Origin of the sequence: Methylosinus sp. sav-2 (genome assembly GCF_004366495.1) — a bacterium.
GTDB lineage: Bacteria > Pseudomonadota > Alphaproteobacteria > Rhizobiales > Beijerinckiaceae > Methylosinus.
This window is the reverse complement of sequence record NZ_SOEJ01000012.1, coordinates 1-14339: the sequence shown is the minus strand read 5'-3', so window position 1 is coordinate 14339 and position 14339 is coordinate 1. Positions and strand designations below refer to the sequence as shown.

The 14339-nt window shown below is 60.4% G+C and carries 13 protein-coding genes and 1 pseudogene; all 14 read left to right on the top strand.

Annotation, left to right across the window (positions count from 1 at the left end; genetic code table 11):
- Positions 1–70: 70 nt before the first annotated feature.
- Positions 71–1216 carry an acyltransferase gene (locus tag EDE12_RS17000; RefSeq protein ID WP_026599309.1) on the top strand — a complete coding sequence of 382 codons (1146 nt, stop codon included), beginning with the start codon at positions 71–73 and terminating at the stop codon, positions 1214–1216.
- Positions 1217–1350: 134 nt separating this feature from the next.
- The gene (locus tag EDE12_RS16995; protein ID WP_084768578.1) at positions 1351–2217 is read left to right on the top strand and encodes a lysozyme; all 867 of its coding nucleotides are present in this window, start codon (positions 1351–1353) and stop codon (positions 2215–2217) included.
- Positions 2218–2222: 5 nt separating this feature from the next.
- Positions 2223–2351, top strand: coding sequence for a hypothetical protein (locus EDE12_RS22495; RefSeq protein ID WP_280949686.1), 129 nt, complete (start codon positions 2223–2225; stop codon positions 2349–2351).
- Positions 2352–2711: 360 nt separating this feature from the next.
- A complete protein-coding gene (locus EDE12_RS16990) occupies positions 2712–5024 on the top strand; it encodes a hypothetical protein (protein WP_026599310.1) in 2313 nt (770 codons plus the stop codon).
- Positions 5025–5161: 137 nt separating this feature from the next.
- The gene (locus EDE12_RS16985) at positions 5162–5638 is read left to right on the top strand and encodes a DUF6527 family protein (protein WP_036291137.1); all 477 of its coding nucleotides are present in this window, start codon (positions 5162–5164) and stop codon (positions 5636–5638) included.
- Between the two features lie 124 nt (positions 5639–5762).
- Complete coding sequence (locus EDE12_RS16980) at positions 5763–6149, top strand: hypothetical protein (protein WP_026599311.1); 387 nt, start codon at positions 5763–5765, stop codon at positions 6147–6149.
- Entirely contained in the window at positions 6088–6384 is a 297-nt protein-coding gene (locus EDE12_RS16975) for a hypothetical protein (protein ID WP_166671879.1), read from the top strand. Before EDE12_RS16980 ends, EDE12_RS16975 begins: the two co-directional genes overlap by 62 nt.
- Entirely contained in the window at positions 6381–6701 is a 321-nt protein-coding gene (locus EDE12_RS16970; protein WP_026599312.1) for a hypothetical protein, read from the top strand. The genes EDE12_RS16975 and EDE12_RS16970 overlap by 4 nt, the downstream gene beginning before the upstream one ends.
- Before the next feature lie 364 nt (positions 6702–7065).
- Positions 7066–7269, top strand: coding sequence for a hypothetical protein (locus EDE12_RS16965; protein WP_026599313.1), 204 nt, complete (start codon positions 7066–7068; stop codon positions 7267–7269).
- A gap of 97 nt (positions 7270–7366) precedes the next feature.
- Positions 7367–7570, top strand: coding sequence for a hypothetical protein (locus tag EDE12_RS16960; RefSeq protein ID WP_026599314.1), 204 nt, complete (start codon positions 7367–7369; stop codon positions 7568–7570).
- Positions 7571–7983: 413 nt separating this feature from the next.
- Entirely contained in the window at positions 7984–8916 is a 933-nt protein-coding gene (locus tag EDE12_RS16950) for a S1/P1 nuclease (RefSeq protein ID WP_245275804.1), read from the top strand.
- 528 nt (positions 8917–9444) lie between these two features.
- Positions 9445–12648, top strand: coding sequence for a hypothetical protein (locus EDE12_RS16945; protein ID WP_134188184.1), 3204 nt, complete (start codon positions 9445–9447; stop codon positions 12646–12648).
- Entirely contained in the window at positions 12645–13355 is a 711-nt protein-coding gene (locus tag EDE12_RS16940) for a hypothetical protein (RefSeq protein WP_026599317.1), read from the top strand. The genes EDE12_RS16945 and EDE12_RS16940 overlap by 4 nt, the downstream gene beginning before the upstream one ends.
- Before the next feature lie 11 nt (positions 13356–13366).
- A pseudogene (locus EDE12_RS16935) lies at positions 13367–14191 on the top strand (DUF3427 domain-containing protein); the annotation flags it as partial.
- Positions 14192–14339 lie beyond the last annotated feature (148 nt).

Here is a 14339-nt window from a genome sequence, read left to right as displayed (position 1 = left end):
ATGCGCCTTGCCGCGCAGCGCAAAAATCGCGTAGCTTCGACTCGACTTCACATTTCTTCGAAGGAAGTTCATGAGCGGGCCGAGCGGCGCGGCGGAGCGCCTGGAATATATCGACGCACTGCGCGGATATGCTGTTTTGGGCGTTATCGCCGTCCATACGAGCCAAGCCGTCATCGGCTTCGACGGCCCTCTGCAAGCGCTCGCGAGCAGTGGCAGATATGGCGTCCAGCTCTTCTTCGTCGTTTCCGGGCTCACTTTGATGGCCTCTTGGGAGGCGCGGCGCGACGGGGCTCTCGCGTTCTATATCCGTAGAATTTCTCGCGTTGCGCCAATGTTTTGGCTCGCCATAGTCGCCTATCTGGCGATCTATGGCTTGCGCCCGAGATACTGGGCGCCCGACGGGGTGTCGTGGGCCGACGTTTTGGCAACGACCGCCTTCGCGCACGGGGCGAGCCCCTGGACGATCAATAGCGTCGTGCCAGGCGGATGGTCGATCGCCGCGGAGATGACCTTCTATGCGATCTTTCCGCTCCTCGCATCGCGCGTGAAATCGCTCGCATCCGCGGGACTGGGCCTCGTGGCGGCGATTGCGATCGCAATCGCGTTTCGCGCCTCCGTTACGGATAGGAGCGTCGGCATCTTCGAGGGCGCTCCGATCTATCTCTTGGAGGCATTTAGCTATTTCGCCCTTCCGAGCCAATTGCCGGCGTTTTTCGTCGGCATGCTGGCCTATCGTATCGGCCGAGACGTCGCCGTCTCGAAAATCACAGGTGCCGCATGCGCGCTCGGCGCCGTCGGCTTCCTTCTCGCCATGGCGATGACGGCGGATTTCCCGGGCCGCGATATGCTCTTCGCGGGCTCTTTTGGAGCGCTGGCGATCAGCCTCGCCAGTGGCGCATTTGGCGTGGTCTCCAATCGGCCTGCCGCATGGCTCGGCAAGATTTCCTATGGCGTCTATCTTTGGCACTTCGCCGCGGTCGAGGCGATGATCAAAATCAACAACGCGATTTGCAAGATCAGGGGCGCGGCCTGCGGCGATAAGCTTATGGACGATAATATATCGTTCGCGCTCATGTTCTGCGTGGTCGTAGCAGCCGCGGCGGCGCTCGCCTCCGTCACCTATCACGCCATCGAACGACCGATGATCGCCAAAGGCCGACGTCTCGCCCAGCGGTGGCGCCCCCGCGCGAAGGCCGGCGTCACTGCCGCGGCGTAGCGGCTGACCACGTCGTTGGCGATCTCGCTCGGCTAAGCGGCGTAAAAGCCAGCGCTTTCCTGACATTCCAGCATCGCGACCGCGATTCTCGCGGCGCTTTCGCGCGCCTACGCGCGCGCTCCCAGAGGTGAAACATGACTATGAGAATGAGCGCGGCCGGCCGCGCGCAATTGATCCGTCGCGAGGGCGCCAAGACACGGGCCTACCGCGACAGCGTCGGCGTCTGGACGATTGGCGTCGGCCATACAGCGGCTGCCGGCGCGCCCGTCCCGCACGCCGGAATGACGATCAGCAAGGCGGAGGTCGACGAAATCCTCTCGCGCGATCTCGTAGAATATGAAGCGATCGTGCGCAGCGCCGTGAAGGTCCCGCTCACACAGGGGCAGTTCGACGCGCTCGTTTCGTTCGTCTTCAATATCGGCAACAAAGATCGCAAATTCGAGCGGTCGACCGTCGTCAAGCGCCTCAATGCCGGAGACTATGAGGGCGCGGCGGCGGCGCTGATGATGTGGACCAAGCCGCCCGAGATCAAGGGGCGGCGCGATAGCGAGCGTCGGCAGTTCCTCGCTGCGACGGGCGGCGTCGGCCCCGACGCGGCGAAGATCGTCCAGTCCACAGAGGTTGCCCCGCGCGTGCTCGCCGCACCGGTCGATCTGCAGGAAGACGAGTCGATCTCCGCTGATTATCTGCGCGCCGCCGGCTCGCGGACGATCGCGGGCGGCGATCTAATCAAGAAGGCTGCGGGAACGGTGCTCGGCGGCGACATGGTGAGCATGGCTGCGCAGGCCGGAGACGCTTTGCAGAAAGCTCAGGAGGCCTATGTCGGCTTCGCGCATGGCGCCGACATCGTCGACCTGCTGAAGAGCTATTGGCCTCTGATCGTCGGACTCGTGGTGACTGTCATCGTCGCCTATGTCGCGTGGCGAGCGATGCGTGCTGCGGACAAGATCATCGCCGCGCGCGTCGACGATGCCGTCGCCGGCGTCAACGTCGGGAGGTGAGCGCCATGGTCGAAATCGTCAAAACCACGGCCGAAATCATCGGAGAATCGGTTGCGATCGGCGTCGTCGTCGGCATAGGAGGTCCGCTGCTCTATGTCGGCTGGCTCGCCCTGACCCGCAAGCGGATCGGCTGAGGGCGCGTCCATGCCATTTCTCGCCCTCCTCCCCATGCTGCTCAAAGGCGCGCTCGACGCCCTCTCGGCGGCGATCCGCACGCTGATCGGCGCGGCGGCGCTCGCCGCCACTCAATGACGCTGGAAAGCATCGCGCCTTTGAGCGATGATCCCATCGTCAGGCTGTCCGCCGTGACTGCCTGACCATTCCGGCCCAAGCCGAAAATCCTGGGGTCCGCCTCGATCCAACGACACCACGCTCCGAGGCGCGACCTCACCGCCGCTGCGAATGGCAGTTATCGATATCGATTATAGGAGCTGCACATTCTATCCGCTGCTGACTAGCCCTTACTACACTCTCTGACAATTAGGAGAATAGAGATGCTCAAATGCCTCTTGGCGTCGGCGCTTGCGCTGGCGTTCGCGATGTCGCTTGCGCTGTCCGCTGGACGCGCCCAGACGATCGGCTCTGGTCATGTCCTCGGCAACGGCACGAGCACTCCTAGCTCGCCGACAGATACGCCCCTCATGAACGTGATGAGCCAGCCCGGAAGTGGCCTCGGCTCGGGCATAGCGGCGGCGCTCGGGCTACCGGCGAACGGCGCGGGCAGCTTCCCGATCCTTGACGTGAACGGGCAAATGTCGGCACCGCTCATCACTTATCAATCGCAGTCGAGCGGCGCGCAGCCGAATTCGCTTGCCAGCGTTCTCGAAAATATCGTCATCGCGACGAATTACATGAGTGCGGCGCAGGTGACGAATGTGGAGTCCTACACCGGCTCGCTCGATCTCACGGCGACTGTAAACCAGATACTCGCCAACAACGCGGGGAAAACTGTCATTCTACCGGCTGGCAAGTGGCGCTTCGCTTCGCATCTTTCCTGCCCGGCCGGAACGACGATCGAAGGCGTCGGTTGGGCCGAGCTTGCGGGAACAACACCGAGCGAGCCGAACGTCGGAACTGTCTTTGTCCAAGATTATCTCGCCGCCGCCGATCCGAAAGGCATCGAGGCGACCGGCCCGCATTGCACGGTCGAAAATCTCGAAATTCGCCAGCCGCAGCCCACGCCGGGAGTTGGGTGGACGCCGAACGAAAACCCGTGGGCGATCTACAGCAACCCCGCTGCATATTCGGAGGCGGGCGGCCATCGCCTCACCGTGCGCAACGTGATGTTGCGGAATGTGACCTATGGAATTCTCACCGACCGCGCACGCGGTGGCGAATTTACCGATATCTACGGCCAGCCTTTCAAAGCCGGCATCAAAGTAACTGGCGACGGCGACACGTCAACATGGCGAAATTTGCAGCTCGGCTGGACGTTTTGGTCTGGTGACGCCAATGTCTTAGCCTATCAATTAAACCACATGGACGGCATCACGCTCGGCCGTGTCGATACCCCTATGATGTCGAATATATTCGTCTGGGGCGCACACCGAGGGTTTAGAACGTTCTATGATAACAGTCACGCTGAGCCGGGTTACAATGGCATTGCCACTGGCGTGAAGATCGCGAATATCGACCTCGATAACGTCGGCATAGGACTGGCGTTGGAGGACAACCCGGAAATTATGATCTCGAATTTCCGGGCCATGCCTAATTCGGCTGTGTCACCGAGTGAATGCATTCGAAGTGAAGGGATTTACAATCCTGGCGCCAACTACGGAAATCTCCAGCTCATCATCAATGGTGGTGAATGTCTGAAGCCGGGCTCGCCCGCGATCCTCTTCGCATTTGATCCGCCCGGCACGCCGCTCTTCCCGCAGCTTATCAAGCTGAATGGCTTCCGTATCATGCAGCCGAACACGGGAAGTTGGTCCCCGAGTTCGCCAGCAATCTCGACGCCATCGCCTCAAGCGACTGTGCAGGCGTGGGATATCACCGTCGATAATGTGACTGACACGGCGACCATTCTCGGTGGCAGTGGTTCTCTTGTCTGGAAGCGTAGCGGACAGGATTTCCAAGGCAACGTAACTGCGTATAATTTCACGACTCTGAGCACCAATCCGGCTTGGCTGGCGGTCAACTCGGCAGCCGGCTCCGACCTCAAACAGTGGAACACCGTCAACGACGCGACCGGCACATGGCATTTGGCCGCGCTCAATGATGCGGGCTCGGCCGGGACGGACGCGATTACCATCACGCGCAGCGGATATGCGCCGACCGGAATTGCGCTCAACGCCCCGACGACCGCCCCGACCCCGGCCGCAAGCGACAACTCGACGCGGGTTGCGACGACGGCGTTTTTCGTCGCTCAGTTCGGGCAACCGCACACATGGTCGGCGACGCAGACTTTTGCCGCCGATATGACGCTTTCCGGCGTGCTGCTCATGGGCGCTAGCGGCAGCATCCAAGGCAACCTCTACTATTCCGGCGGCTGGAAATATGCCGCGAACGGCTTCGGGAGTCAGTTCGCGTTCAATAATTCGGTCGGAGGGGCTTGCCTCTATGCTGCGCCAAACAACGCCGGCGGAGCCGGCGCGGCAGCGTCGCCCGTGAGCCGGTTCTGCGTCGCGGCAGACGGGACTGTTACTTTCCCAGCGTATACGACGGCGGGAACGCTTACGAATGACGCTTCCGGTAATGTGGCGACTGTCGCTGGCTTCACTGGGACGAAGACGGTTCGCGCGAGTGGCGGCGCGTCCGACTGCACGATGATTTTCACGAAAGGCGTGCTAACCGGCGGCTCATGCTGACCGCGGCGCTTGCTGGAATGCGGCTCTGCGCCGCTGTTCCGGCGCGCCGAGTAAATCTATGTGCTGTCGGTCGATGCGTAGACCGACATCGGCGCCTGCCCGGCTATGGCGATCAACAATAGCCGGTTGGCCGCTATGTGCAGGACGCCGCCTCGCACCCTTCGGCGGACTCTATCGTCGGCGGATTTCTCAATACGCAAGGATGGGTGGAGATCCCCAGCTCCACCCATCTCTGGTCGCGAGCCGCGCAGCCGGGTAAGACGCCAGTCGTCGCGAATTCAATCGTCACGCAAGTCGGCAACGCGCAGAAGATCACCACCACGGCGGCCATCACCAACGGCCAGACGGTGAGCGGCGCGATCGATCTCAGCACGGCGTGCCTTTGGATGGTGGCGACGCCGGTGACGCTGACGGCGACGGCCGTCACCTTCCTCGCTAACCAAGACTACTCGACCTATTCGGCGCTCTCGAGTTTCGCCCGAAATGCATCGCCACCCTGGGAATGGAACGGCGACAAAGAACGCGCGACGCTCAATCCCTCTGTCCATCACATCATCGGCGATCAAACGCATTTCCACGGCTGGCTTCGCGCTGGCGTTTGGGAGTCATGCTGACATGCGCGACATGTTCGGCAGCATCGCGGCGCTCCCTTTCGTTGTTCTGGTCGTCATCATCGCCGCCGGATTCTGCATCGTCGAGAGGGCGTGCGCCGCTCGGCGCCCACGCTGAGGACCCACTATGCCCTTTCTCGCTCTTCTCCTCCCCGCCGCGCGCGCCGCCCTCGGCCTCGTCGTCTCGGCGGTCCGCACGCCGATCGGCGCCGCAGCGCTCGCCTTTGGCCTCGCATGGCTCATCGCCGGCCGTCGTGAGCACGCCGCCTGCGAAGCGCGCCTCGAGACGTTCCGCGTGGAGCTCCAGCGCGCAGCGGACGCCGAACATGCGAGGCGCGAATCGGTGATCGCCGAGGCCCGCGCCGCCGGCCGCGTCGAATCGGAGGCCCTCGCCCGCAAAAATCTCGATCTCGAAATCCGACTGAAGGAATCCGCCGATGCGTCCGCCGCTCATGACCGCCGCCCTTGCCTCGATGCTGCTGGCGTCATGCGCCTCGACCGTCTCGCCCGATAGCAGCCGGACCGAGCCCGTGCGCGAGCTGGCTGCGAAGGAAGCCGACGCGCCCGGCGATCTCGATAAGCCGTGCGAGCGCCCGACCAGGCTGCCGCCGCGCGCGCTCGCCGCCGGCGAGGTCGAACGCCTCTGGGGGCGCGACCGCGTGGCTCTGGTGAGCTGCGGCGATCGGCACGCGGCGAATGTTCGGTGGCGTGAGCGTCTGGATTTGGGGCTGGCCGGGGAACGCAAATGAGCGAGCTTACGAAAGAGGATGTGAAGGCGGCCGTGCGCGAGGTGATCGCGGAAAAATTCGAGATGACGCTCGGCATTGATTGCCGCTCGCCGGAAGAAAGGGTGGAGACGCGCAAGGATATGGAGTTTCTGCGCAACGCTCGGCTCGAGGATCTGCGAGAGGGCGATGAGATCGCCGAGGATCGAAAATTCGTGCGGGCGCTCCGCGCCGGCGCGCGCAAGGGCGGCGAGAAAATATTCTGGTGGGCGGTCGGCATTCTCGGGACGTCGGCCTTGGCCGTGTTCTGGCCCGACATCTCGAAGCATATCGGCAAATGAGCGACGTCCCGACCTTCGATCGCTGCATAGCTGGCGCTGGGAACGGGCGGCGCTACGCCCTCCTCCAGCGCGAGCCGCCGCTGTCGTCTGCCTTGCTGCAAATGGTCGGGCCATGCGAGAGACTGCCGCCGGCCTGAGACCGAGCTATCGCCTTGCCGCGGCCGCCGCCGGCGGACGGCGGACGGCGGACGGCGATCCTCGCTCGCGACCTGGACCATGTCCAATGAACCAAGAGCCCAGCACGTAATCGCAGGCGGGGCTTTTTCTGCATTAACGAAATTTGAGCGATCGATTTAGGCGGCCGGCAACCGTTCGTTGCTACGTGACCGGCGCGCCAATGATTGGCGTTTAACGAGGTATCGACATGTCGGTCGATCCAGACCTCGCGCGCCTCGTCGCGCGAACAATTGAGAACACCGATCGGCTTCTCGAGGACGAAAAAACCCCCTGGGACGTCGCCAGGAAGGGCGTCGAGAAGGTTGTTGCCGACCTCGCCATTCGCTACCCACAGCACAGCGACTGGATCGAGAAGCAATTTGCAGAGTGGCGGCGCAAGCATGGTCATTGATGGGGAATTTTTCGCAATCATTGAATTTTTCGTTGCAGCCTCCTGCGAACCCTGGTCCGCTCCGTGAAAATACGGGATCAGTGCCAGGCGGAGACACATGATTCGAAAAAATCCCACGGAATCGTCGACGCAGTCGCCGGTCGCCGAATTCAATCGCGTATCGGCCATGTTGAGCCTGATCGACTATCTGATTGCCGAGGCCCAGCAATCAGATCCAATGGTCGAATATTTTCTGCGAATGGCCCGACTGTCGCTGCTGGAAGAGGAACAGGCCCGCGCCGACGTTGAAGGCCGCAATTGATCGTGGATCAGTTGCCGCTTTCTGACGGCTTGTCGGATTGACCCGTTCGCGTCGGCTCCCAAAAATATTGGCCATTCCCCGTGAGCATCAGCGCTAGGGCGTCTATCGCCGCAATGACCGTCGCCCCCGCATAATAGAGCGGGCCGCTGACCCGCATCCGGGTCTGTTCCCGAACGACCGCCTCGCGGCATGCTCGTAGCTCCTCGAGGAGGCGCGACTTGTCGACGAAGGCGTCAGATCGGGAAGTCCGGCGGACCATGCGGCATCTCCGTTGTTCTTTTTTTGTTCTTACGCTAGGAGACAGCCGGAAGGAAGCCCATGGCGCTCCGAAGGGCAGGCACGCTCCGCGGTCATCCGCCTGTCGCGGAATGCCGGCATCGGTGGCGGAGCTTACGTTTCAGTAGGAAATGATCATGATGAAGACATTGCTTCGCACCGCCTCAGCCGTCGCGCTCCTCGCTCTTTCGACGACCACTGTCCGCGCCTGGTGGGACATGGGCCATATGGCCGTCGCGGCAGTCGCCTATGAGCGCCTCACGCCCGCCGCGCGAGCGCGCGCTGCGGCGCTCCTGCGGCTCAATCCGAATTTCGACAAATGGGTGCGCGGTGTGCCGGCGGCGGAGCAGGACCGCGCCGCCTTCGTCCATGCGGCGACGTGGGCTGACGACATCAAGCGGAGCAACAACTACCAGCGGGGCTCCATCGCGCAGGACGGCGCCGACGCAACGGCGAACGCCGGCTATTCCGACCACCTTGTCCACGACTACTGGCACTATGTCGACCTGCCGTTCTCATCCGACGGCACGCCCGGCGAATCGCCTCGGGCGCCGAACGCGCTGACGCAGATCGAGGCGTTTCGGCGCGCCCTCGCCTCTAATTCGGCGAGTGACGACGTGAAGTCCTACGATCTGGTGTGGCTGCTTCATTTGGTCGGCGATGTTCACCAGCCGCTGCATGCGACATCGCGGTTCTCGCGCGGCATGCCGAAGGGCGATCAGGGCGGCAACAAGGAGACCGTGTGCCTCGCGTTCACCTGCGGGGCGAAACTGCATGCCTACTGGGATGGCCTGCTCGGCGACCGCGGCGGCCCGTCGGACGCTGAGGCGCTCGCGGCCACCCTGCCCTCGCCCGATGCTACTGCGGCGGCGGTCGAGGATCCGGCGACCTGGGTGAAAGAGAGCGAGCAGTTGGCGGAGCAGGCAGTCTATATCGGGCCAATCGGCGACGGTGCCGGGCCGTTCGCGCTGACCGACGCCTATCAGGCAGACGCCAAGCGCATAGCTCAACAGCAGGTGGCGCTCGCGGGGGCGAGGCTGGCGAGATTGATCGATGCGGCGCTCCGATAAGCGATCTTTCGCTCTGGTAATGGCCGGGTCAAATATTACCCCCCCTGTACCGAATGAAATCACGCAGTTCGGACGTCTACTTCGTACAGATTTCCTTGAAATATCCTCGATTTAGCGTCGACAGCGTCCTCCGGAAGCATTTTTCGAGATTTGCGCTGCGCTGTCGTCGCCGGGACGCATGAACTTCGGCTTCACCTTCGAAGCCACGCCGAACGCGGCATCATCGAGCGTTGCAGGATGTTCGCGCGCCGCGCGGCACGTGCCATCTTTGATCCGGGCGGGGTCCCAGTCGTTGCTCGAAACCGAGTGTTACCCGGCAACAGCCGAGTTTCTCAACACTGTCCGCCCGAAATGGAATTTGGCTTGAGATGGATTCCCTGTTCAGGAGCTCGGACATTCGTGTTATGAGAAGTTCTATTCGTCTCGTGAGATTTATCCAGTGGACAAGCGCCCCATAATCTGGGGCAACCGCAATGCAGGTCGGGAACGCGGCCCGACATTGCCCCTACAATTCCCCCGCTGGACAGAATGACCAAGTTGGTTAACGGTAAAAATATGAAGAAGTCCAACGACGCCAACGCCTCCCTTCGCCATCTCATCGGGTTGCTCGACAATCGCGACGTGGCACTTTGGTTTAGCAGCTCGGAAGTTGGCGACCAAGATTTGGCGCAGGTGGCGAATCTCTATCGCTTGCCCTGGAGCGTCGTCCTCTCCGAGTGCTCAGATCAACAGCTGCTCGCGCAGCTCGAAACGCCTGAAACCTTGGACGACCCATTAGTGCGACGCCGCGGTCTCATTCACGTTGTGGACAGCGAACCCACTGAAACAATCCTCCCCCCTCGCCATCTAGCAGTTCTGCTCATGCATGGCAGAGCAGAACAACGCCGCACAGGCTTGTCGGCAATGACGCGTCGGCTTTCCATGCTGCAGTACCTGCGAAGACAATCGGTCCGGCAATTGGTCGTTGTCGTTGCAGGGGCGTTTGTTGTCCCCGACGACCTTGGAGAGATGTGGGCCGATGGTTATCGAACGTCGGTGACCTTTGTCTCAGCTGATCCGCAGGCCGGCGAATTTATTGGGCGGTGGCGCCAGCAATTCCCGGCACCATACGTTGATCTCGTAAGTCTCTCGCCCTCTGAGTTCGGCCAGAATCTTGTACAAGAATATCTGCTCGGTAGGGATGGCAGGTTAATCGTCCGGATGCGAGACGAACGCGGCCTCCTCCGGACAGTGGATGCTACTAACCTTGATGATCCAGAACATCCTGTTTTCGGAAGTTACGAATTGTTAGGCATCGAGACACTGACTCCACTCCTCCCGCAGGACCTGAGCGCGTCTGAGGTGAACGAATTCTTCGCCGATCCAGGTAGCTCGTGGCGTCCGTACGCCGCCAGCATGCCTTGGGAGCGCGAGGCAGCGGCGTGGGACACACTTAGGTCACGTCTTAATCTCCTCGACCGGAAAGGTACTGACGAAAACCGAATACTTTACGTTACGGCCGAATCCGGGGCCGGCGCGACGACATTTCTCCGCGACCTGTCCTGGCGAGCGGCAGCCGCGGGCTATCCGACCTTGGTAGCGCGACGCGGCTTGGCTACGATAAGTGGGTTGGAGATGTCTGGCTTTTTGACGAGGCTGGTTAACGCGGGCCGTGAGACTTTCGAGGCTGAGCGCCTCTACGAAACCCCTTGTATACTTGTTTTCGACCAGAACCATTGGGCTGGTCAGGATAGTGAGCTATTAAGCTTCGCAAGGGAAATTGAACGCAGCGGACGGCGAGTGTGCATTGTGCTGGTGATCAGCCCCTTCAGTAGCCCAGCAGCGTTAACCGATCGGAGATTCATAAATTTAGCAGCACTGACACACCGAGTGTCTGCTGATCAGGCGCTCGCGCTTGGCAAACACATCAATCGCTTTCTCGCTCCCCATGGGACGGAACGGAGTAATGAAGAATGGCGCGCTTTCTTTCATTCATCATCCGTCGATGCGCGCCAAGGGATCGCGGCTTTCTGGATTGTCCTCTCCTATTGGCTGCAGCATCAAATTGATCTGGGCGAAACCGTACAGTCGAGGGTTTATCGGCAATTCAAAGAGACGATCGCAGACAAAGACATGAAAGTTGCGGTCCTCAGAATTGCTGCATTCAGCACCGTTCGTGCGCCTCTCCCCGACGCACTTCTTCCAGAGACAACGGGTTGGCCGGTCTCGGACCGAATCGAAGATGCACGTAAAGAATTGGGCATGCTAGGCTTGCTGCGAGGCCGCACGGAGCTCAAACGCTACTGGGCAATGGCCCACGACTTGTTAGGCCGTTATCTTCTCACCGCTCTGTTCTATGACCACGAAGTTCGGCGATCGCTCGGCTTCGAACAGGCGGCTAACCCGGAACATCTTCGTTTCCTGATCCTCAGACAGATATCTGCACTACCGTGTCTCCAGCGGGCGGACTTGCGCGACGTTGCAGACGCGTTCGCGGTCTCGATATTCAAGATCGACCCGGAACATGGCTACGCGACTCTTGTCCCGTTCTGGCGTGAGGTCCTCGATGCTCTCGACGAGATGCCGCGCGCGATCCGCGCTACTAGTCGGACCTTCCTCCATCACGGAGCAATCTCCCGTAGGCGAATAGCATCCGATGTAGACATGTTCCCGATGTCGAAGACTGACCGTGTAAAACTCCTGCGCCGTGCGGTCGATGATCTGCAGGCAGCGTTGCGACTAGAGGCTCCTCCCGGGGGAGAGACGGACCTCAACCTGTATAATTCACTCGCACTAGCATTTCATGACCTCGCAGAAGCCGAGGACAAAGCGGGGCTCGCTCCGTCGGTCGTTGCGGAATCAAGAGCGGCAGCCCGCAACGCGACGCGGCGAGCCTACTCGCTCAGCCCCGATAATTCATTCGTCATTGAAACCTACGCACGCAATCTGCTGAGCGAAGGCAATGCTGATGAACGGATCGCGGCGGGGAAGGCACTTGAGGTTCTTACCCTGGTCTATGGCCTATTGGAGCGGCACGGTTCCGAATCTCGACGCAACGCGCTATGCCGTCTGGCAGAAAGTGCTTTTGAGCTGCTTCTGGAAGGGGGCGGTGCCTCAAATGTAGATCCTGATTCAGAAGCTGGCGCGATAGCCATTGCCCTGGCTAGCCTAGGAAATAACATTAATCGCTTTCGAACTATGCAGCTTAGCGAGCTACCGCGAGAGAATCGTGATGCCGCTGCTACTCTGCTGGCGGCACCTCCTATTGCTGGAAACGTGCAGGCGGTAAAACTACGCTACATGCTCGCCGTACTCGATCAGCCCCTAAACTTCGACCTTCAGCTCGAACTTCTTCAATCACTTCAAGGTAGCGGACCCGCGTTCACGCCGCAAATGGAATTGGAACTCGCCGTGCTGCTGTTCCAGAAGGACCGCTCGCATGAAGGAGAGCGCCTATTTAAAGGTCTTAGAGGCAAATGGCGGCGCGGTGAGCACTTCGTCGAAGTCCCGCGGAGACTGCATTGGCTTCTTGATGCAAAGCGTACTGACCGCCGCCAAGTGCATGCAAGAGTCGCAACTAATACTGATGGCCGCGCTTTTGCGCGAATTTCCGAGTTTCAAAACGTTGAGGTTCCATTCCGAGAAGCCGAATTTGGGCAAGAACGGGCGCGTCCAAGTTCCAGGCTCACCGGTTACGTCTCTTTCGGACACAACGGGCCACTGCTGCGACCACTTACAGCAGCTAGACGATGATCGGCCTCGTCGAATTATTCGCCGCGCAGATAGAGTGGCATCTCGCACGCAACAATGTTGTGGTCGAGGGCACATCGGACGTAGCATTCCTTACCCATGCTGCTGACCTTCATGCACAAGCTCACGGTCGAAGTATCCTTGACGCGGATTTCTCTATCGTGGCAGCAGGCAAAGAAGATGACGGTGGCGTGGACGGAGTGAACCGACGTTTGAACACGATGCGACAGCTCGCGGACGCTGATCGTGACCTCTCAGGCGCGCTGCGTCATCGCTTTGTTGGACTGCTCGACAATGATCAAGCAGGACGAAGCGCGTTCAACGTCGCTTGCAGTTTTGATCGGCGCATCGAACCATATGTCGATATTTTCCTACTCCACCCCATCATGCCACACTTTGGCGCGAATATTGCGGATCGCCGCATGGAGATGGCTCGGATCAACCGGCCCTTCGCACGGATGGACTGGGAGATCGAAGATCTATGCTCCGAGCGAATATTGATAGCATTCGAGCAAGCAACTCCGGGGGCTGTCCTAGCTCGGGAGACAAAGAATGGACGAGTTCATCGAGAGTTCGAAAAAAAAGCAAAGCGGAAACTGAAGCAATTTTTTATTGAAAATGCTACGGTGGATGATGCACGCGAGTTCCTAGTCCTCTTACAGACGTTACGAAACTACCTGGATTTGACCTATAATTACATAGATACTTAAAAAGTGAAACAAAAATGCCGACGCACTTCAATGTTGGGGGCGCATACACGCGCGAGAAGGTCGCCGAGCTTATAGCTATGCCAGCCGATCGACAGGGCGGAAGCTGGATGACCGGCTACGACAAATGGAATGATGAGTACTTCATCTTTTGCAATGTCGGTGTAGCCGGGCGATCAGGCCATAACTATGCGAACAGATGGGAAGGCAAGGAACTCGTCTGGTTCGGGAAAGGCCCGAGCCGGGCCGACCAGCCCGTGATTCGGGAACTCACCTCGGCCGCGGTTCCTGTGCATATCTTTTGGCGAGGCAAAAACTCCACACCCTTCACCTACGCCGGTCAGGCAAGACCCGTCGTGATCTATGCCGAAACGCCGGTCCTAATAGTCTGGGCCTTTGACGCCGACAGAATGCTTGCGCATGCACTCAAGGAACCGCCCGCTCCGCCGCCGGTATTCCGGAGAGGTCCGCCGCCCGTGCCCGGTGCGCGGTCTTTCGAGACGCACGAGGGCGAGACGACGCTCTATCTCATGCGGATCGATGGTGATGCTCGAGTGTTCTTTCCGGAACTCGCCGAGGACGAGAACTTAATTAAGGTCGGCATTTCTAATGACCCAATACGGCGACTCGTGGAGTTGAACGCTGGTTTCCCGCCCGGCGCTGCAATTGGCTGGGCTGTGGTACGCCAACGCCGATTTGAGACATCTGCCGCAGCATTTGCCGCTGAAAGCGACTGTTTGGAAGCTCTGCGGGGAGCGGGCCATTGGATTGGCGGTGAGTTCGGCCGGATGGACAACGCTAGTCTGCAGCGATTGATCGCAGAGCGTTGGCGTAGTTAAGCAGCACGCCGGCGCGCGCCAGCACACGAAGCGAACGAATTCCACGGATTTTCGTATCCCTCCGGCGGCGGCCGCCTGGCGTTGATTGCGGTTTTTGAGATAGCTGCCTGACAGGTGGCGCGATGATCGTGTCCGCTTCTATTACAAG